This window comes from Pseudomonas sp. 203-8, from assembly GCF_020708595.1.
Classification (GTDB): domain Bacteria; phylum Pseudomonadota; class Gammaproteobacteria; order Pseudomonadales; family Pseudomonadaceae; genus Pseudomonas; species Pseudomonas aeruginosa.
On sequence record NZ_JAJFDF010000009.1, the window covers coordinates 379,424 to 397,446 of the forward strand.

14 protein-coding genes and 1 pseudogene are annotated in these 18,023 nt (G+C 68.2%); 14 read left to right on the plus strand and 1 reads right to left on the minus strand.

Features of this window, described 5'->3' with window-relative positions; translation table 11 throughout:
• Positions 1–173 precede the first annotated feature (173 nt).
• Together LJF27_RS22650 and LJF27_RS22655 are read left to right on the plus strand one after the other, a co-directional pair.
• A complete protein-coding gene (locus LJF27_RS22650) occupies positions 174–662 on the plus strand; it encodes a MerR family transcriptional regulator (protein WP_003116691.1) in 489 nt (162 codons plus the stop codon).
• Between the two features lie 99 nt (positions 663–761).
• Positions 762–1,448 (plus strand): type 1 glutamine amidotransferase domain-containing protein, encoded by a 687-nt coding sequence (locus tag LJF27_RS22655; RefSeq protein WP_003114389.1) that lies wholly within the window; start codon positions 762–764, stop codon positions 1,446–1,448.
• Between the two features lie 159 nt (positions 1,449–1,607).
• On the opposite strand, the gene LJF27_RS22660 is transcribed toward LJF27_RS22655, so the two are convergent.
• On the minus strand, positions 1,608–2,246 hold the full coding sequence (locus tag LJF27_RS22660) for a DUF6348 family protein (RefSeq protein ID WP_003116690.1): 639 nt from the start codon (positions 2,244–2,246) through the stop codon (positions 1,608–1,610).
• 192 nt (positions 2,247–2,438) lie between these two features.
• Between LJF27_RS22660 and LJF27_RS22665 the strand changes: the two genes are divergently transcribed.
• The 12 genes and pseudogenes from LJF27_RS22665 to LJF27_RS22720 all read left to right on the plus strand — a co-directional run.
• Positions 2,439–2,918 (plus strand): VOC family protein, encoded by a 480-nt coding sequence (locus LJF27_RS22665; protein ID WP_003114391.1) that lies wholly within the window; start codon positions 2,439–2,441, stop codon positions 2,916–2,918.
• A 31-nt stretch (positions 2,919–2,949) separates the two neighbouring features.
• On the plus strand, positions 2,950–3,342 hold the full coding sequence (locus tag LJF27_RS22670) for a GFA family protein (protein ID WP_003114392.1): 393 nt from the start codon (positions 2,950–2,952) through the stop codon (positions 3,340–3,342).
• Between the two features lie 29 nt (positions 3,343–3,371).
• On the plus strand, positions 3,372–3,650 hold the full coding sequence (locus tag LJF27_RS22675) for a hypothetical protein (protein ID WP_003114393.1): 279 nt from the start codon (positions 3,372–3,374) through the stop codon (positions 3,648–3,650).
• A gap of 74 nt (positions 3,651–3,724) precedes the next feature.
• Complete coding sequence (locus LJF27_RS22680; RefSeq protein ID WP_003114394.1) at positions 3,725–4,264, plus strand: hypothetical protein; 540 nt, start codon at positions 3,725–3,727, stop codon at positions 4,262–4,264.
• A gap of 76 nt (positions 4,265–4,340) precedes the next feature.
• Positions 4,341–6,224, plus strand: coding sequence for an AAA family ATPase (locus LJF27_RS22685; protein WP_025921109.1), 1,884 nt, complete (start codon positions 4,341–4,343; stop codon positions 6,222–6,224).
• A 1-nt stretch (position 6,225) separates the two neighbouring features.
• The gene (locus LJF27_RS22690) at positions 6,226–6,864 is read left to right on the plus strand and encodes a 4Fe-4S single cluster domain-containing protein (protein ID WP_023116926.1); all 639 of its coding nucleotides are present in this window, start codon (positions 6,226–6,228) and stop codon (positions 6,862–6,864) included.
• A 14-nt stretch (positions 6,865–6,878) separates the two neighbouring features.
• Complete coding sequence (locus tag LJF27_RS22695) at positions 6,879–13,175, plus strand: AAA domain-containing protein (RefSeq protein ID WP_025921110.1); 6,297 nt, start codon at positions 6,879–6,881, stop codon at positions 13,173–13,175.
• Positions 13,172–14,521 carry a hypothetical protein gene (locus LJF27_RS22700; protein ID WP_023116928.1) on the plus strand — a complete coding sequence of 450 codons (1,350 nt, stop codon included), beginning with the start codon at positions 13,172–13,174 and terminating at the stop codon, positions 14,519–14,521. Before LJF27_RS22695 ends, LJF27_RS22700 begins: the two co-directional genes overlap by 4 nt.
• A gap of 165 nt (positions 14,522–14,686) precedes the next feature.
• The gene (locus LJF27_RS22705; protein WP_023116929.1) at positions 14,687–14,911 is read left to right on the plus strand and encodes a SymE family type I addiction module toxin; all 225 of its coding nucleotides are present in this window, start codon (positions 14,687–14,689) and stop codon (positions 14,909–14,911) included.
• 395 nt (positions 14,912–15,306) lie between these two features.
• Positions 15,307–15,687, plus strand: a complete 381-nt coding sequence (locus LJF27_RS22710) for a nucleotide pyrophosphohydrolase (RefSeq protein WP_023116930.1) — start codon at positions 15,307–15,309, stop codon at positions 15,685–15,687.
• Positions 15,688–15,714: 27 nt separating this feature from the next.
• Positions 15,715–17,571: a DUF2075 domain-containing protein gene (locus LJF27_RS22715; protein WP_003155926.1), complete on the plus strand. Its 1,857-nt coding sequence runs from the start codon at positions 15,715–15,717 to the stop codon at positions 17,569–17,571.
• 90 nt (positions 17,572–17,661) lie between these two features.
• Positions 17,662–18,023: pseudogene (locus LJF27_RS22720) on the plus strand (transposase); the annotation flags it as partial.

The window sequence follows — 18,023 nt, forward strand, 5'->3', positions numbered from 1 at the left end:
CTGTGTAGAGTAGAAAGCCGCCTGCGTTGCGCCGCCTGGACGAGGAAAACGCGACCGGCGGTAGCGCCCATGCGGCCTGGCGAACCCGTCGATGGAGGCGAGTTCGTCGCCCGGCCGTGAAACCACCCTAGGCTTGAAGTAGGCTTGAAGGTCAACGCGTTTCGAGGTGCGACATGAAAATCGGCGAACTGGCCAAGCTCACCGGCCTGGCGACATCGCGCATCCGCTTCTACGAGGCCAGCGGCCTGATCCGCTCGCAGCGCAAGGCCAACGGCTACCGCGACTATGCGGCAGACACCGTGTGGATCCTGGAGCTGGTCACCGGCGCCCAGGGCGCCGGCTTCTCCCTGGAGGAGATCGCTCGCCTGCTGCCGAGCGGCGACGGCGCCTGGCAGCACGGCGAGCTGCTCGAAGGCTTGCGTCGCAAGGTGGCCGAGATCGAGGCCCTGCAACGACGCCTGGAACAGAACAAGGCACAATTGCTGGTGGCCATCGAAAGCATCGAGAACAAGCCGGACGGTCTGCAGTGCACGGAAAACACCCAGCGCGTGCTGGAGCGCCTGCGCGAGGAAGGCCCTCCACAGACGGTCGGGCGTCCACGGCAAACCCGCTCGCGGGCGTCCTCTCCCACGCCGGCGGAGCAGCGGCTTTCCGACGCTTGACCTTGAAGTCGACTTGAATCTTAGAGTGACGCCAACCCACCCGGACAGCCTGCCGAAACCGGCTGCCGACGGGATCACTCACCGAGGAAGGTCAACGCAATGACCAAGCGCATCCTGCACGTCGTCACCAACGTCGCCCACTATGCCGATCCGACCCAGCCCACCGGGCTGTGGCTGTCGGAGTTGACCCATGCCTACGAGATCTTCGCCGCTCGGGGCTACCAGCAACGCCTGGTCAGCCCCCGCGGCGGCGAGTCGCCGCTGGAGCCGCGCGCCCTCGGCTGGCCCCACGCCGACGCCAGCGCCAAGGCCTGGCTGGCCGACGAGACGCGCCTGGCGCTGCTGGCCGACACTGCCGCTCCCGAGCAGGTCGACGCGGAGGCGTTCGACGCCATCTATTTCACCGGCGGCCACGGCGTGATGTGGGACTTCCCCGACGACGCCGGGCTGCAGCACCTGACCCGCGAGATCTACCAGCGCGGCGGCATCGTCTCGTCGGTCTGCCACGGCTATTGCGGCCTGCTCAACACACGCCTGGACGATGGCCGCCTGCTGGTCGCCGGGCGCCGCCTCACCGGCTACTCCTGGATCGAGGAAGTGCTCGCCGGGGTCGCCCGCAAGGTGCCGTACAACGTCGAGGAAGAAATGAAACGACGCGGCGCGCTCTACGAAAGAAGCCTGCTGCCGTTCACCAGCAAGGTGGTGGTCGACGGCCGCCTGGTCACCGGGCAGAACCCGCAGTCGGCCAAGGCCACGGCCGAGCAGGTGGCCGCCCTGCTCGGCTGAACGCGGCGTGTCAGTCCTGCGCGCGCCTCATCTGGAAGTCATGGCGCCGCTTGCCGATGAAGAACGATTCTGCATCGTCCCGTCGGCCAGGGGCCGCAGGATCGTCGCAGTGCTGGTCGTGTGGTAGGGGTCGAACTCGTCGAAGGGCGACGCGGCGGCCTACGCCAGCGGCTTGAGCATGAGGAAGTTGCGCACGCTGTAGTAACCCTGCGAATCCTGCCAGTCGAGAGCGGCCAGGTTCTGCATGCCGGCCTCCCACGGCTGGTTGTCGAACAGCGCCTCCACCGTGCGCTGGTTGCCGAAGGCACAGAAGAAATGCCGGAACCAGTGCAGGCGCGCGTCCAGCGGCTCGGCGCGGATCGCCCGCTCGATGCTCGGGAACAGCCCGGCCGGCAGCGGCGGCGCCTTGCCCTCGGCGCCGCGCAGGCCGAGGTTGCCGATATGCACCTCGAAACGCCGCTCGCCGATCTCCCAGGTCTCCACCATCACCTGGTCCTCCTCGGCCTGACCCCAGAGCGCGGAAAGCAGCACGTGGAAAGAGTTGGAGGCGAAGTTACGCAACGCTTCCTGCAAGCCGTCCTCGGCGCTGCCGATGCCGGCGAAGGCTTCCTGCAACTGGCGCTCGTCCTCCAGCAGCACATCGACGTCCAGCCGTCCGGTCTTTTCCCCCGCATACCAGGTGGCGCGGATCGCCGGTAGCCGCCCGGCTGGCGCCACCCATTCGCCGTGCACGACGCAGTCGATCCGGTGGGATTCGAACAGAGCAGCCAGATGCTGCGAGACGGAGACCGCTTCCATGGGTTGTCCTTGCATGGTCGAGGGCGCGCCGCCGAGGCGCTGCCCGGAAAGCCCGGCGAGGCTGGGCGAAACGCGGCATAGGGTAGCGCAGATCGGCACTCGCGGCGCGACCTCCCGTTCGGCGCCTGCCCAGGTCGCCGCACGCCAGCCGACTAGACTGGCGGGGTCGACCCCGCCCGTGGAGACCTGGCCATGAACAGCAAGAACACCATCTGCCTCTGGTACGACAGCGCCGCCCTGGAGGCCGCGACCTTCTACGCCGAGACGTTTCCCGACAGCGCCGTGCTGGCTGTCCATCGCGCGCCCGGCGATTACCCTTCCGGCAAGGAGGGCGACGTACTGACGGTGGAGTTCCGGGTGATGGGCATTCCCTGCCTCGGGCTCAACGGCGGCCCGGCCTTCCGCCACAGCGAAGCGTTCTCCTTCCAGGTCGCCACCGACGACCAGGCCGAGACCGACCGCCTGTGGAACGCTATCGTCGACAATGGCGGCGAGGAAAGCGCCTGCGGCTGGTGCCGTGACAAGTGGGGCATCTCCTGGCAGATCACCCCGCGCGTACTCAGCGAAGCCATCGCCAGCCCCGACCGCGCGGCGGCCAGGCGCGCCTTCGAGGCGATGATGACGATGGGCAGGATCGATATCGCCACCATAGAGAAGGCCTTCAAGGGCTGAACGCCCCAACGCCTTGCAAAGGAGTCACGAAATGGATCGATTCACCGGCGGCTGCCTCTGCGGCAAGGTCCGCCTGGTGGCGAGCGGCCGCCCCTACCGGGTCGGGCTCTGCCACTGCCTCGACTGCCGCAAGCACCACGGCGCGCTATTCCACGCTTCGGCGATCTTTCCCGAGGAGGCGGTGAGCATAGAAGGCGAGACCCGCGACTATGCCGGGCGTTTCTTCTGTCCGCAGTGCGGCTCCTCGGTATTCTCACGCAGCGCCGACGAGATCGAGGTCAGCCTCGGCGCCCTCGACGCTCCCGACCGGTTCCAGCCCACCTACGAACTCTGGACCGTCCGCCGCGAGGGCTGGTTGCCGGCGTTTCCGCTGGCACGGCACTATGAAAGGGATCGCGAAGGCGACGGACGCAGCGAAGAGTGACGTTGTTCCAGCAGGAGAAGAGAGGCAGCATGGACGAACTGTTCGAAGAGCACCTGGAGATCGCCAAGGCGCTCTTCGCGCAGCGCTTGCCGTACTGGTGCGATGTCTTTCTGCGCCCGGCCGACCAGGCTTTCAACGCCTACCTGAATGCCCGCGGCCAGGCCTCCACCTACCTGGTGCTCGAAGGCTTCGATCCGGTCTATGTTCCTCGCGGCTGCGACCTAGACGCCGTGCGCGCGACCGCCAGGGCCAGGGCTCGATTGAGGGAAGCGGGGCTGGGCGAAGACGCGCTGCCCGTACTGCTCTGAGCGCAGGCCGCCAGTATCGCGGAAGCGTCTGCTGGCAATTTCTCCCACCGCACTGTCCGCCAACGGAAGGCTACATGACCCGCCCCTACCTGCTCCGTCTCGCCGCCGGCCTGGCGCTGCTCCTGCCGGCCGCCTGCACGTCCCCTGCCCCGCCAGCACCGAACCTGACCGCGCTGTTCGCCGACGCCCTGCACTGCCGCGTCGACTTCCCCGACGGCCGCGACCGCGCAACCGCCGAGCGCCTGCGCGCCGAGGGCGTCGAAGTGCTGGATCGCGCGCCCGGCGAGACCCTCGACCTGCTCTACCGCTTCGCCACCCCGCTGCGCATCGACGGCAGTCTGGTGAACGCGGTGCGGGTACGCGGCGACAGCGGCGTGCTGGTGATGGCCTACGCCGAGGGCGACCTCGAAGACTTCGCCCGGCGCCAGGGCGCGACGCCGCACCCGGCGGAACGCGCCGCGCTGGATGGTTTCGGCGAGCTGGAGGTGCTCTACAGCCGTCCGTTGCCGCCGCGTCCCGGCCTCGACGAAAGCCCGCCGCGCCTGGTGATCGGCCGCGGGATCGAGGCGGCGGCGCAGGCGTTCCGCTGGGGCTGCCGGAGCTACGACGGTTGAGCAGGCGCTCCGCCAAGCCTGGCACCCGGAACTCGTAGCGGTTTTCGTCGCCTCCGGCGAGATCAGGGTTGGAGACATGGCCCTCGGGGCAATATGCTGTGGCCACGACACACGCTGTGAGCGACTATCGATGCCAGGGACTGCACTGTTCGAAAAGCCACGCTGGTTGCGCGACCTCCTGCGCTTCCTGCCCCTCAAGAGTCAATTCGTCCTCTCCGGGAACATCCGCGACCTGCAAGCCTGCGAAGTGGTGCCGGGTACGGTCACCGCGCAGAGCTTCAACCAGACCCTCTGCGACGCCCTGCTGGACGCCGGCTACGCCCAGGTGCTGGCCTGGGATCCGCTGGCCGGGTTCCGTGTGCTCGGCCGGCCGGGCAGCGAGGCGGGGGCCACTCCGCAGGTGCTTCTCGACCTCGGCCTGACCCCGGTGGACGGCGCCGCGCCGGCCGGCATCGACCTACTCGGCGCGACCCTGCAACGCCTGGTCAACCGTAGCGGCGAGCCGATCGCCCTGATCGTCGACTTCGCCTCGCGCCTGGCGGTGCGCAACGACGCCCTGAGCGCCGCCGAGCATCAGTTGTTCACCCAGGCCCTGGTGCTCTCCCACCAGGCCCGCAGCCGTCCCGCCGGGGAACAGCGCAAACCGTTCTTCAACAGCGTGCTGTGGGTGGTGGAAAAGGAAGGCGACCTGCCCGACTGGCTGCTGGTGGACAACCCGCGCCTGCGCCATATCCCGGTGTCGAAGCCCGACCAGCCGGCGCGCCGGGCCCTGGCCCCGGCGCTGCTCCGCGGGCTCGGCGGCGCGGGCGTCGCCGAGGAGGCCCTGCAACAGGCCGCCGCAACCTTCGTCGAGAACACCGAAGGCCTGCTGCTCCTCGATCTCAACGCCATCGTCCAGTTGGCGCGCGTGGAAGGCCTGGCCATGGAACGCATCGCCGACGCCGTGCGCCGCTACAAGGTCGGCGTCACCGAAGACCCCTGGTTGAAGATCGACCGCCAGCGCATCCGCCAGGCCGACGAGATCGTCCGCCGCCGGGTCAAGGGCCAGCAGCACGCGGTGACCCACATGCTGGACATCGTCAAGCGCGCGATGACCGGGGTCGGCGCCAGCCGCAAGGGCAACCGCCCGCGCGGCGTGGCCTTCCTCGCCGGGCCCACCGGGGTCGGCAAGACCGAGCTGGCGAAGACCGTCACCAGCCTGCTGTTCGGCGACGAGAGCGCCTACATCCGCTTCGACATGTCCGAGTTCAGCGCCGAGCATGCCGACCAGCGCCTGATCGGCGCGCCGCCCGGCTACGTCGGCTACGACGTCGGCGGCGAACTGACCAACGCGATCCGCGAAAAACCCTTCAGCGTGGTGCTCTTCGACGAGATCGAGAAAGCCCACCCCCGGATCCTCGACAAGTTCCTGCAGATCCTCGACGACGGCGTGCTCACCTCCGGGCGCGGCGATCGCGTGTACTTCTCCGAGGCGCTGATCGTGTTCACCTCGAACCTGGGCATCTACCGCCAGGGGGAGAACGGCGAACGGGTCGCCAACGTGCTCCCCGGCGAGCCCTTCGAGGCGGTGCAGGGCAAGGTCCACGGCGAGATCGAGCGCTACTTCAAGCAGGTTCTCAACCGCCCGGAAATCCTCAACCGGATCGGCGAGAACATCATCGTCTTCGACTTCATCCGCGCCGACGTCGCCGAGCAGATCTTCACCCAAATGGTCGACGGCACCTTCGCCGACCTCCGCGAGCAGCGCCTCGTCATCGAACTGGCCGAGGCGCCGCGCCAGGCGCTGCACGACCTCTGCCTGGGCGACCTGTCCAACGGCGGCCGCGGCATCCGCAACCAGCTCGAAGCGCGCCTGCTCAACCCGTTGTCGCGGGCGCTGTTCGACCAGGACGCGCAGCCGGGCGAGCGCTTCCTGATCAGCGCCCTGGACGCCGACGGCCTGACCCTGGAACGCCGCTGAGATGGAACTGAGCCTGTCGCGGGTGCATTTCCCGGTGACCACCCTGGGCCCGGGACGGCGCCTGGGCATCTGGTTCCAGGGCTGTAGCATCCGCTGCCCCGGCTGCATCTCCGCCGATACCTGGGGGCCGGGCCAGCGGCGCATCGCCCTGGCACGCCTGCTCGCCGACATCCAGCCATGGCTGGAGCAGGCCGAGGGCATCACCGTCTCCGGCGGCGAACCCTTCGAGCAGTTCGCTGCCCTCCTCGCCCTGCTCGGCGAACTGCGCCAGCGCAGCCGCGCCGACATCCTGGTCTACAGCGGCTACCCGCTGGAACATCTGCACGCGCAACTGGAACAGGCCGCCGGGCTGATCGACGCGCTGATCAGCGACCCCTACCAACAGCACGCCGAACAGAGCCTGGCCCTGCGCGGCAGCGACAACCAGCGCCTGAGCCTGCTCACCGACCTCGGCCGCGCGCGCCTCGGCGGCTACCAGCGGCCACTGCGCGAAGACGACAAGGCCCTCGACCTGATGTTCGACCACGACGGCAGCGTGTGGATGGCCGGCATCCCGCGCCGCGACGACCTGCTGCGGCTACAGGACCTGCTGCGCGAACAGGGCCACCAACTTAGCGTCAGCGCCCATCGGCCGCGCTGAATGGATCGATACCGATGATACGTTTCTGCCCCAACTGCCAGAGCGAACGCTCGCTTTCGGAAATCTTCTGCGAAGGCTCGATCCAGGGCCAGCCCTGCGGCTGGGACCTTTCCGCCGAAGCCATCCATCCCGCCGGCTGGCGACCACAGCCGGTGCTGACCCAGGAAGCCATCGCGCCGCCCGCCAGCGAGCCGCCAGCGGCGTCCGCCCCGCTCTGCGCCAACGGCCACCCGCTGCAACCCGGCGACCTGATGTGCCTGGAGTGCGGCGCCGCGCCGGCCGAAGGCCCGCTGCCGATGCAGGCCGAGGCCACGCCGCAGCCCGCCGTCACGGAAACCCTGATCGACGGCTGGCGCCTGCTGCGGCAGATCGCCAGCAGCGACGGCGTGCGCGAGCGCTACCTGGCCGAACATGCGGAAAGCGCCCGCCAGGCGGTGCTCACCCTGTATCGCCCGGGCGCCGAGCCGGACCCGGCGATCTACGACGTGATCCGCCGCCTGCCGCGTGAACACGTGCCGGAAATCCTCGCCACCGGCCGCTGGGACGAGCGCGCCTACGAAGTGGTCGAGGAACTCACCGGCGGCAGCCTCGCCGAGCTCGGCACCGTGCTGGAGGACCGCGAGGCGGTGCGCCACGTGGTCCGCGAGCTGGGCCACGCCCTGCACGTGTTCAACGAGGCCGGCCTGCGCCACCGCGACCTGCGCCCGGCCAGCCTGCTGGTGCGCAGCCACGAGCCGCTGGACCTGGTGATCAGCGGCTTCGGCTCGGCGCGCCTGTCGGAATTCGACCTGGATATCGTCTCGCCGCTGGAGACCAGCCGCTACATGGCCCCCGAGGCGATCGCCGGCGGCGTGGCGGCGGCTTCCGACTGGTGGAGCCTGGGCATGATCCTGCTGGAGCAGTTGACCCGCGGCGCCTGCTTCGAAGGGGTCAACGCCAACGCCTTCCTGATCCACGTGCTGGCCAACGGCGTAGCGCTGCCCGACGACCTCGACCCGCAGTTGCACCTGCTGCTGCGCGGCCTGCTTGCACGCGACCGCCACCAGCGCTGGCAGTGGCCGCAGGTACAGGCCTGGCTGAACGGCGAGGCGGTGGACGCGCCGGCCTCGGCGGACAGCGAAAAGGACGACGCCGAAGGCGCCAGCATCGCCCTCGGCGCACGGCGCTTCCGCAAGCCGACGGTCTTCGCCCTGGCCGCGGCCCAGGCCGAGCACTGGGCGGAGGCCCTCGACCACCTGCTGCGCGGGGCGATCGTCACCTGGGCCGAGCACATCGGCCTGTCGCCCAGGCTGCTCGCCGGCCTGCGCCAGGTGGCCCAGCACGAGGGGCTGGAGGACGACTTCCGGCTGATGCTGGCGCTCAAGCTGCTGAACCCGGAAATCCCGCTGATCCAGCGCGGCGAGATCGTCACCCCCGGCTGGCTGCTGGAGCATCCGCTGGAGGGCTACCGGCTGATCAGCGGCTCGGTGCCCGACCTGCTCGAACAGTTGCACACCGAAAGCTGGCTGTCGCGGCTCAAGACCCGCGCCGAGAACGTCCGCCAGCGCGCCCTGCACCAGCACATCGAACTCGCAGAAGAACAGTTGCGCATCTACCTGCTGTCGACCTCGCGGGCGCGCCTCGCCGCGCAGTGGCAGGAGCGCCAGCGCCTCCTGCCGGACACCGAGCACCCCGGCCTGCTGGCCCTGGCCGAGCGCCGGGTGATCGCCGAGGAAGACCTGATCGTCCTGCTCAGCGCCAACATCGGCCAGTTCCGTGCCGCCGAGGCGATCGTCGAGGAAGCCGCCGGCCTGGCCCGCGACGCCGATGTGCACCTGTTCGACGCGGAGACCGCGCGCGGCCTGTTGCAGCACTCGCGGCAGGAGTTGTACCGCCGCGTCGACGAACGCATCAGCGGCTTCGCCCGCAGCGGCGTGCCCAGGGTCGACGAATGGGCCGAGCAGTTCCGCCTGGAGCGGCGCATGCCGTTGGCGAGGGTCCTGGTGCTGCTGGCGATCCCGCCGGAACAGTGGCTGGAACCGCAGAAGCAGCAGTACGTGTCGCAGATCCTCGATTTCTTCGAGAAGAAAGTGGTCGCCGCGGTGATGCGCGGGCCGCTGGTGCGCATGAGCATCGGCAAGAGCACCCCACGCATCGACCTCAACGAACTGCACAGCGCGCGACGCCCCGCCGCCGCCCTGCTCGACCACCTGCTGCAACGCAACGCCCGCGCGGTGAGCCTCGACCCGGACAGCTTCCTCGCCAACCCGCAACTGGAAGTGCGGCTCAACGCGCTGTCCCGGCAAAGCTCGCTGTACAAGCGCGACACCGGCATCGACGGCCTCTACCTGGGCTTCCCCTTCCTGCTCAACCGCGACCCGCGCGGCACCACCCGCACGCGCATCGTGCCGCTGCTACTGTGGCCGCTGAAGCTGCAACTGGAAGTCGGCAGCCGCGGCCAGGTGGCGCTGGCCTTCGACGGCGAACGCGAGGAAGTGCGCCTCAACCCGGCCCTGGAAAGCCTGCTCGGCCCCGAGCCGTGCAAGCGCTGGCGCAAGGTCGCCGACGAATTGCTCGGCCGCTCCGCGCTGCGCGCCGCCGACGTGATGGATGCCTTCGGCCTGCTCGCCACCCCGCGTGCGCGGGTGCTGGAAGGATTGCCGCCGAGTTCCACCGAGGTCACGCCCTACCAGGACCAACTGGCCTGCGCCGCGGTGCTGTTCCACGTCACCTTCATGGGCCAGGCGATCGGCGAGGACCTGCGCCAGCTGAAGAGCCTGCCGCCCTCCGGCACCGGCCTGGAGACCGCGCTGCGCCTGCGCGAGAACGGCGAGCCGGAAGCCCGCGAGAGCCCGCCGGAGTTGCAGCGCTACTTCACCGTGGCCAGCGACCCGTCCCAGGAGGCCGCCGTGTTGCAGGCCCGGCATAGCCCGGGGCTGCTGGTGGAAGGCCCGCCCGGTACCGGCAAGAGCCAGACCATCGTCAACATGGTCGCCGACGCCATCGGCCGCCAGCGCAGCCTGCTGATCGTCTGCCAGAAGCACGCCGCCCTGGAAGTGGTGCACAAGCGCCTGGTGGCCGAGGGCCTGGGCCAGCGCATCGTCATGCTCAACGACGTCAACCGCGACCGCGAACCGGTGATCCGCAACATCCGCGAGCAACTCGAAGCGCTGTTCGCCGACGCCGGCGGCGCCCAGGGCTGGGAGCGCCAGCGCGAGCGCCTGGCGGCGCGTATCGAGGCGCTGGAAGGCGAACTGGACCGCTACCACCAGAGCCTGCACCGCGTGGACGAGGCCACCGGGCTGAGCTACCGGCGCCTGCTCGGCGAACTGATCGAGCTGGAGAAAGGCTCGCCGCCGCTGGACTTCCCGGCCCTGCGCCAGCGCCTGGCGGCGCTGGACATCGGCAGCCTGGCGCGCCTGGAGGAAAACTGCGCGCCGCTGGTCCGCCTCTGGCTACCGGCCCGCTACGAAGGCAGCCCGCTGGCGCAACTGCGCGCCTTCGCCACCGACCAGGCCACCCTGCACGCCTTCGCCGACAGCCTGCGCGCCTTCGGCGAAGCGGAGAACGCCCGGCAGAAAGCCCTCGACGAACACCCGGCGAGCTTCGAGGTCGACGACCCGACGCCCTACCGCGCCTGGCTGGCAAGCCAGGTCGGTACCCTGCTGAATTTGCGCGAGGAGCAGCGCCAGCGCCTGGCCCACTGGCTGCCGCTGTTCCGCGACGCCGCACCAGGACAGCCGAGCCGTGGCGACGGCCTGTTGGCGGAGGCCGAGCAGATCGAACGGCAACTGCGCCAGCTCGACCTCGAACGGCATGCGCCGCTGCTGTCGCCGGCCCTCGCCATGCTCGAAGAGAACAACCTCGAACGCTTCCAGGCCCACGCCCGCCAGGTGCTCGAGGCACGCACCTGGCTGGCTCGGCTCAACCCGCTGCGCCTGCTGCGGCGCGGCCGCCTGCGGCGCTTCCTGCGCGAGCACGGCGAGGCCGACGACGACAGCCGCCTGGCCGCCCTCCTCGGCGCCTGCGACCTGGAGCGCCAGTGGCGGCCGCTGCGCCGGCAACTGGCGGCGCTGCAACAGAGCCTGGGGCTGGCGACAGTCGCCACCGATGCCGGTCCGGAACTGACCGGCCTGGCCGGCCACGCCAGCCAGCAGCTGCGCGAGATCCAGACCCTGGCTCGTGGCCTGGCCCAAGCGCCGCGCGCCGAGCAGCTCGACGCGGTGCTCCTCACCGGCGAGAAACAGCGCTTCGAAGCGCTGCTCGGCGACCTCGACGCCGCGCTGATCCGCCAGGCCGCACGCCAGCTCAGCCTGGACAAACTGAAGGTGCTCGCCGACTGGCTCGGCGACGAACTGCTGGAACAGCTGCACCGCGCCATCGCCGGCAACCAGAGCAACCTGCCGGCCCTCGGCCGCCTGCGCGAGGCGCTACCGCAACTGGTCGCCTACCAGCGCTTCCGTGGCCGCGCCGGCCAGCTCGAAGCCACCGAGCTGGAATTCCTGGCCCTGCTGCGCCAGCGCCAGGAACGACTCGACGCGATTCCCGCCGAAGCACTCGAAGCCACGGTGCGCCGCATGCTCAATCGCGAAGCGCGGCTGGGCTGGAAGCAGCGCCTGGAACAAGACAATCCGGAACTGCTGTTCAGCCAGGACGAAGCCAGGGCCAGGGTCGCCAGCCTCGCCGAAGCCGATGTGCAGATGCGCGCGCTGAACCGCGAACTGCTCGGCAAGGGCATCGACGCCGCGCGCCTGGGCAGCCGCAAGCAGTGGGAAGACGTCACCCGCCTGACCGGCAAGCGCTCGCGGCGCCTGCGCGAGTTCATCGAGCTGGGAACCGAACTCGGCCTGATGAGCCTGCGCCCGGTCTGGCTGATGAACCCCGACCTGGCCAGCCGCGTGCTGCCGCTCAAGGCCGGGCTGTTCGACATGGTGATCTACGACGAAGCCTCGCAGATGCCCGTGGAGTTCGCCCTGCCGACCCTCTATCGCGGGCGGGTCACGGTGGTCAGCGGCGACGAGAAGCAGATGCCGCCGACCGCGTTCTTCTCCAGCCGCGTGGAAAGCGACGAGGCCGAACTGTTCGACGGCGAAGCGCCCGACGAGGACGCCGACGAGGAGCAGCGCGAAGCCTACGAGGACACCTGGAACCGCCGCGAGATCAAGGACTGCCCGGACCTCCTGCAACTGGCGCGCAACGCCCTGCCCAGCACCACCTTGCAGATCCACTACCGCTCGGCCTACCGCGAGCTGATCGGCTTCTCCAATGCCTCGTTCTACGGCAACCGCCTGAGCGTGCCGGTACGCCATCCGCAGGCCAACATACTGCGCATCAAGCCGCTGGAACTGATCCAGGTGAACGGCCTGTACCAGAACCAGAGCAACGAGCGCGAGGCCGAGCGAGTCGTCGACTACCTCGCCGAACTCTGGCGCCAACCCTACGCGGCGCGGCCGTCGGTGGGCGTGGTCACCTTCAACCGCAAGCAGGCCGACCTCATCGAAGAGCGCCTGGAACTGCGCGCCGAGCAGGACGAAGCGTTCCGCGCCGCCTACAGCGAGGAGCGCGAGCGCAGCGAAGACGGCGAGGACATGGGCGTGTTCGTGAAGAACGTGGAGAACGTGCAGGGCGACGAGCGCGACGTGATCGTCTTCTCCTCCACCTTCGGCCGCAACGGCCAGGGCAGCTTCCGGCGCAACTTCGGCGTGCTCGGGCAGACCGGCGGCGAGCGCCGCCTCAACGTGGCGGTGACCCGCGCGCGGCGCAAGGTGGTGATGATCACCTCGATGCCGATCGGCGACATCTCCGACATGCTCGGCACCCAGCGCTCGCCGAGCAGCCCGCGCGACTACCTGCAAGGCTACCTGGAATACGCCCGCGCACTGTCCGCCGGCGAGTTCGCCGGTACCGGCCAACTGCTCGAGCGCCTGCACACCGACCGCAGCGACCAGCGCCGCCAGCACTACCAGCGGCACGACGGCTTCAGCGAGATCGTCGGCGAGTACATCCGCTCGCTGGGCTGGTCCGCCGCACCCGCCAGCGAAGGCGACGCCTTCGGCCTCGACTTCGCCATCGAGAACCCGGCCACCGGCCTCTACGCCATCGGCATCGAATGCGACGCCCCCTGCCACCCGCTGCTGGAACGCGCCCGCGCCCGGGAAATCTGGCGACCCTCGGTGCTGCGGCGGGCGATCCCGCACCTCCACCGGGTTTCCTCCCAGGGCTGGTACCACGACGGCGACAACGAACGCGCACGGCTGCGCGCCGCCATCGAGAAGGCCCTGGCGCCCAGCGCGGAAACCCATCCCACGGCAGCAGCGGAGGCCTCCCAATGAGCGGACCGAAAGTCGTACGAATCGTCACCCGGGAAGAAGCCATCGCCACCTGCGAGCGCGACCTGCAACGCCTGGACAAGGCCCTCGCGCGCTGGGAAAACCAGGCCAGCCGGCTCGCCCAGCTCAGCGACGCCGAGCGCGCCGCCGCCCACGCCCGCCGCGCCAGCCTGCACGCCCTGCTCGAACAGGAACGCTGGCTGGACGTGCAACTACAGGTGAAGATCGAAAGCGAATTCCTCAAGCGCGACCTCGCCGAACGCGAAGAGCGCGCCATTCGCCAGGCCGCGGAAACGCGCCAGCAACACCGCCGCCTCCAGGAAAACGCCAGCGCCCTGCTCCAGGCCCTCGACGCCAGGCCCGATGCCGCCAGCGCGGCACTCCGGCAAACCCTGCAAGCGCTGGCCAACGGCGCCCTCCGCGACGACGCGGAAGCCCTGCTCGCCCAGGGCTTCGCCGCCCTCACCAGCGCCCCCGCCGAGGAACGCCTCAGCGAAGCCCAGCACGAACTCGCCCAGCGCCTGAAGACCGACGAAACGCCCATCACCCTGGAACAGTGGCGCGCCCGCCAGCAACAGGACGCCCCGCGCGAACAGCGTCTGGCGCGCATCGACCGGCACATCGCCGAACTGCAACTGCTGCAAGGCGAGGCCAGCGCCCAAGCGTTCCTCGAGCGACTGGCCCGCGCCGAAGCCGAACAGCGCCCGGAGCGCCGCAACCTGCTGCTCGACAGCCTGGTCCTCGACCTCGCCCAGGCCGCCCGCGAACACCAGCAGCAACGCCAGCGACTGGAACACCTGCAAGACCTCGCCAGCGAAGTCGCCGCCCTGGGCGCCGCCGAACACGCCGAACTGCTCCAGCGCGCCGCCGCCTGCCAGCCCGACAGCGATCCGCAGCAACTCGCCGAACTCACCGAGCGATGCAACGCCATCCTCACCGCCCACCTCCAGCAACAGGCCGCCCTCGCCCGCCGCCAGGCCGTGCTCCAGGGCCTCGCCAGCCTCGGCTACGAAGTCCGCGAAGGCATGGCCACCGCCTGGGCGCAGACCGGCAGGGTCGTCCTGCGCAAACCCGCCACCCCCGGCTACGGCCTGGAAGTCGGCGGCAAGGCTGACAACGGCCGCCTGCAACTGCGCGCCGTCGCCCTCAACGCCAACCGCGACAGCCAGCGCGACCGCGACATCGAAACCCTCTGGTGCGGCGAATTCCAACGCCTCCAGGCCCTGCTCGCCGCCCAGGGCGGCGAACTCAGCGTGGAACGCGCGCTGGGGGTGGGGGAAGTGGCGTTGAAGGAGATTGGCGAGGAGGAGCAGCGGGAGATGGGGGTGGTGCGGCAGAGGGGGTTGTGAGGGGGGCCGGCTGGCGCCGCGGCAAGGCATTCGATCCGGGCAGTCCATCGCTTGACCCCTGGATGCCCCCTCGCTACCCTGCCGGCCAGGTGCTGAACACACCTTCTCTAGGCGGTTAGCCGCTCCCGAAAGCCAAGCGGTTTTTTACCTACACAGGAAAAAATCATGGCTACCCAGAAATCCCCTCTTTCGAACTCTCGACTTCTAACGGTCGGCTACCAGCTCTATGAAAGCCGTCATAGCGATTGGGAACGTCGTGGCAAGCCACGGCAAATTCCCTACCTGCGCTTGAGTGGCGACTGGCTGGAGGCTGCGGGCTTTGAGGTTGGCTGCAAGGTGAGCATTCAGGTCACCAGGCGGCGCCTTGTCATGCAAGTGGTTGAGGATTGAGGCCAAGCGCCCCTCGGGCAGAGGGTATCTGCTCAGGGGGCGCTGGTTTCTCTGTGAACCTTCATCCCATTCCTGCCGCATCTCGCCCTGCGCTCGCGCACCAGGCATCGTAGGAAAACGTCGCTCAGACACCCTTGTCTCCTCGAGCTGAAGCCAGCATGGGAGAGCAAGCTCAGCGTGAAGCGAACTCCTGGACTACAGGAAGCAACAAAAACCTATGGGTGGCTGACGATTCGCCGGGAGCATGTCCTACAGCTTGTAGCCATCCCTATCCCATGAAGAATCCCTACGATCTTTCTCCCTTCGTCTGAAGGAAGTATGGTGGCGGGCAATGGCGTCGCAGACGCCCGAGGCCCCGCCTCGCCGCCAGCCCGAAAAGATTCCTGGATATCGCCGTGACAAACGCATCGCCCCCCTCCTCCCTGGTAGACGTCGGCCAGCTCGCCGCCGCCCTCGAACGTTTCGCCGCCGAGCGCAACTGGGCCCAGTTCCACTCGCCGAAGAACCTGGTCATGGCCCTGACCGGCGAGGTTGGCGAACTCAGCGAGATATTCCAATGGATGGACGAGGAGCAGTCGAAAGACGCCGCGCGCCATCCCGACACCGCCCAGGCGGTGCAGGACGAACTGGCCGACGTACTCATGTACCTGGTGCGCCTCGCCTCGGTCCTCGGCGTCGACCTGGATGCCGCCGTCCGGCAGAAGCTGGAGCAGAACAACCGGAAATACCCGGTAGAGAAAGCCCGGAATAGCAGCAAGAAATACGACCAGTTCTGAAGAAAGGCCATATCAGGGAAGATCGACGTGATCGTTTACGAAGCGACCAAGAAGCAGTTCCTGCAAGACAGCGACAACGACGATATCGAAGAGGTGATCCTCCAGCATTTCAAGGCGGTCACCGGCAAAAGCGTCGGCAACTCGGAAATCAACTCGTGGAAAGGCTCCCTCGGCTACATGGCCAAGGTGCTGCGCGACGAGGAAGTGCCCGACGACACAGGCCTGGCCATCGAGCTGCATATCCCCCAGACCTCCAAGCGCATCGACATCACCCTCACCGGGCGCGACGAGTCGGGAGCCAAGAACGCGGTGCTGGTTGAACTGAAGCAGTGGAGCAAGGCCAGCGCCACCGGCAAGGACGCCATCGTCCGCACCGCCCTGGGCAATGGCCTGCGCGAGGTCGTCCACCCCTCCTACCAGGCCTGGTCCTACGCTACCCTGCTGGAGGGCTTCAACGAGGCGGTCTACGAGGCAAGCATTTCCGTCCGCCCCTGCGCCTACCTGCACAACTATCCGCGCGACGGTGTGATCGACTCCCCGCACTACCGCGACTACATGGAAAAGGCCCCGCTGTTCCTCAAGGGCAAGGACGAACTGGCGCGCCTGCGCAGCTTCATCAAGCAGCACATCCGGACCGGCGACGCCAAGGAAGTGCTCTACGAGCTGGCCAACGGCCGGATCCGCCCGTCCAAGGCCCTGGCCGACTCGCTCAAGGGCCTGCTCGCCGCCCAACCGGAGTTCGTACTGATCGACGACCAGAAGGAAATCTACGAGTCCGCCATCGCCGCGGCCAGGTCAGCCTCCGAGACGCATCCCCGTGTACTGATCATCGAGGGCGGCCCGGGCACCGGCAAGACGGTGGTCGCGATCAACCTGCTGGTCCACCTCACCGGGCTCGGCCTGGTCGGCAAGTACGTGTCCAAGAACGCCGCGCCACGCAAGGTCTACGAATCCAGGCTGGTGGGTTCCATCACCCGCAGCCGCTTCTCCCACATGTTCACCGGCTCCGGCGGTTTCATCGAGACCGAGCCCAACACCTTCGACATGCTGATCGTCGACGAGGCCCACCGCCTGAACGAGAAGAGCGGGCTCTACGGCAACCTCGGCGAGAACCAGATCAAGGAACTGATCGAAGCCTCCAAGTGCGCCATCTTCTTCATCGACGAAGACCAACGCGTCACCCTCAGCGACATCGGCAGCAAGCAGGCCATCCGCGAGTTCGCCAAGGCGAAAGGTGCCACGGTCGAGGAATACAGCCTCGCCTCGCAGTTCCGCTGCAATGGCTCGGATGGCTACCTCGCCTGGCTCGACGACGTGCTCGACATCCGCCCGACCGCCAACCAGCAACTCGACGCCAGCCAGTACGAATTTAAGGTCTTCGACACCCCCGAGGCCCTGCACGCCGCCATCGCCGCCCGGAACCAGGACAACAAGGCCCGCGTCGTGGCCGGCTACTGCTGGCCGTGGCGCAGCAAGAAGGATCCCCGGCAACAGGACATCGTCATCGGCGACTACCAGCGCCAATGGAACCTCGACCAGGACGGCAGCCTCTGGATCATCGCCGAGAACTCCATCGAACAGGTCGGCTGCATCCATACCTGCCAGGGCCTGGAGGTCGACTACATCGGCGTCATCATCGGCCCTGACCTGATCGTCCGCGACGGCAAGATCATCACCGCCCCCGAACAACGCGACCGCCACGACAAATCCATCCGCGGCTACAAGAAACTGATGAAGGAAAACCCGGAACTGGCGCGCAAGGAGACCGACCTGATCATCAAGAACACCTACCGGACGCTGATGACCCGGGGGATGAAGGGGTGCTACGTGTTTTGTACGGATGAGGAGACGGCGAGGTATTTTCGGGGGCGTGGCGGGAGGTAGGACAGCTTTCAGGGCATCGTGGACGTGTAGTGGTCTACTGATCCCGGACACCGATTTAGGCGAGAACCCTCGCCGTGAGAGATGTGTCTGATGAGCAAGCAACGACGTACGTTTTCCGCCGAGTTCAAACGAGAGGCTGCCGCCTTGGTGCTGGACCAAGGCTACAGCCATATCGACGCCTGCCGTTCGCTGGGGGTGGTGGACTCGGCCTTGCGCCGTTGGGTGAAGCAGCTCGAGGCGGAGCGCCAGGGTGTGACCCCGAAGAGCAAGGCGTTGACGCCTGAGCAGCAAAAGATCCAGGAGCTGGAAGCCCGGATCAACCGGCTGGAGCGGGAGAAAGCGATATTAAAAAAGGCTACCGCTCTCTTGATGTCGGACGAACTCGATCGTACGCGCTGATAGACCAGTTGAGTGAGCAGGAGTCGGTGGAAGTGGTCTGTTCAGCTTTCGAT

Excerpts from the sequence above, each read along its gene's own strand:
- LJF27_RS22650 (WP_003116691.1), top strand. The coding sequence starts at position 174 with ATGAAAATCGGCGAACTGGCCAAGCTCACCGGCCTGGCGACATCGCGC.
- LJF27_RS22655 (WP_003114389.1), top strand. The coding sequence starts at position 762 with ATGACCAAGCGCATCCTGCACGTCGTCACCAACGTCGCCCACTATGCC.
- LJF27_RS22660 (WP_003116690.1), bottom strand. The coding sequence starts at position 2,246 with ATGGAAGCGGTCTCCGTCTCGCAGCATCTGGCTGCTCTGTTCGAATCC.
- LJF27_RS22665 (WP_003114391.1), top strand. The coding sequence starts at position 2,439 with ATGAACAGCAAGAACACCATCTGCCTCTGGTACGACAGCGCCGCCCTG.
- LJF27_RS22670 (WP_003114392.1), top strand. The coding sequence starts at position 2,950 with ATGGATCGATTCACCGGCGGCTGCCTCTGCGGCAAGGTCCGCCTGGTG.
- LJF27_RS22675 (WP_003114393.1), top strand. The coding sequence starts at position 3,372 with ATGGACGAACTGTTCGAAGAGCACCTGGAGATCGCCAAGGCGCTCTTC.
- LJF27_RS22680 (WP_003114394.1), top strand. The coding sequence starts at position 3,725 with ATGACCCGCCCCTACCTGCTCCGTCTCGCCGCCGGCCTGGCGCTGCTC.
- LJF27_RS22685 (WP_025921109.1), top strand. The coding sequence starts at position 4,341 with ATGGCCCTCGGGGCAATATGCTGTGGCCACGACACACGCTGTGAGCGA.
- LJF27_RS22690 (WP_023116926.1), top strand. The coding sequence starts at position 6,226 with ATGGAACTGAGCCTGTCGCGGGTGCATTTCCCGGTGACCACCCTGGGC.
- LJF27_RS22695 (WP_025921110.1), top strand. The coding sequence starts at position 6,879 with ATGATACGTTTCTGCCCCAACTGCCAGAGCGAACGCTCGCTTTCGGAA.
- LJF27_RS22700 (WP_023116928.1), top strand. The coding sequence starts at position 13,172 with ATGAGCGGACCGAAAGTCGTACGAATCGTCACCCGGGAAGAAGCCATC.
- LJF27_RS22705 (WP_023116929.1), top strand. The coding sequence starts at position 14,687 with ATGGCTACCCAGAAATCCCCTCTTTCGAACTCTCGACTTCTAACGGTC.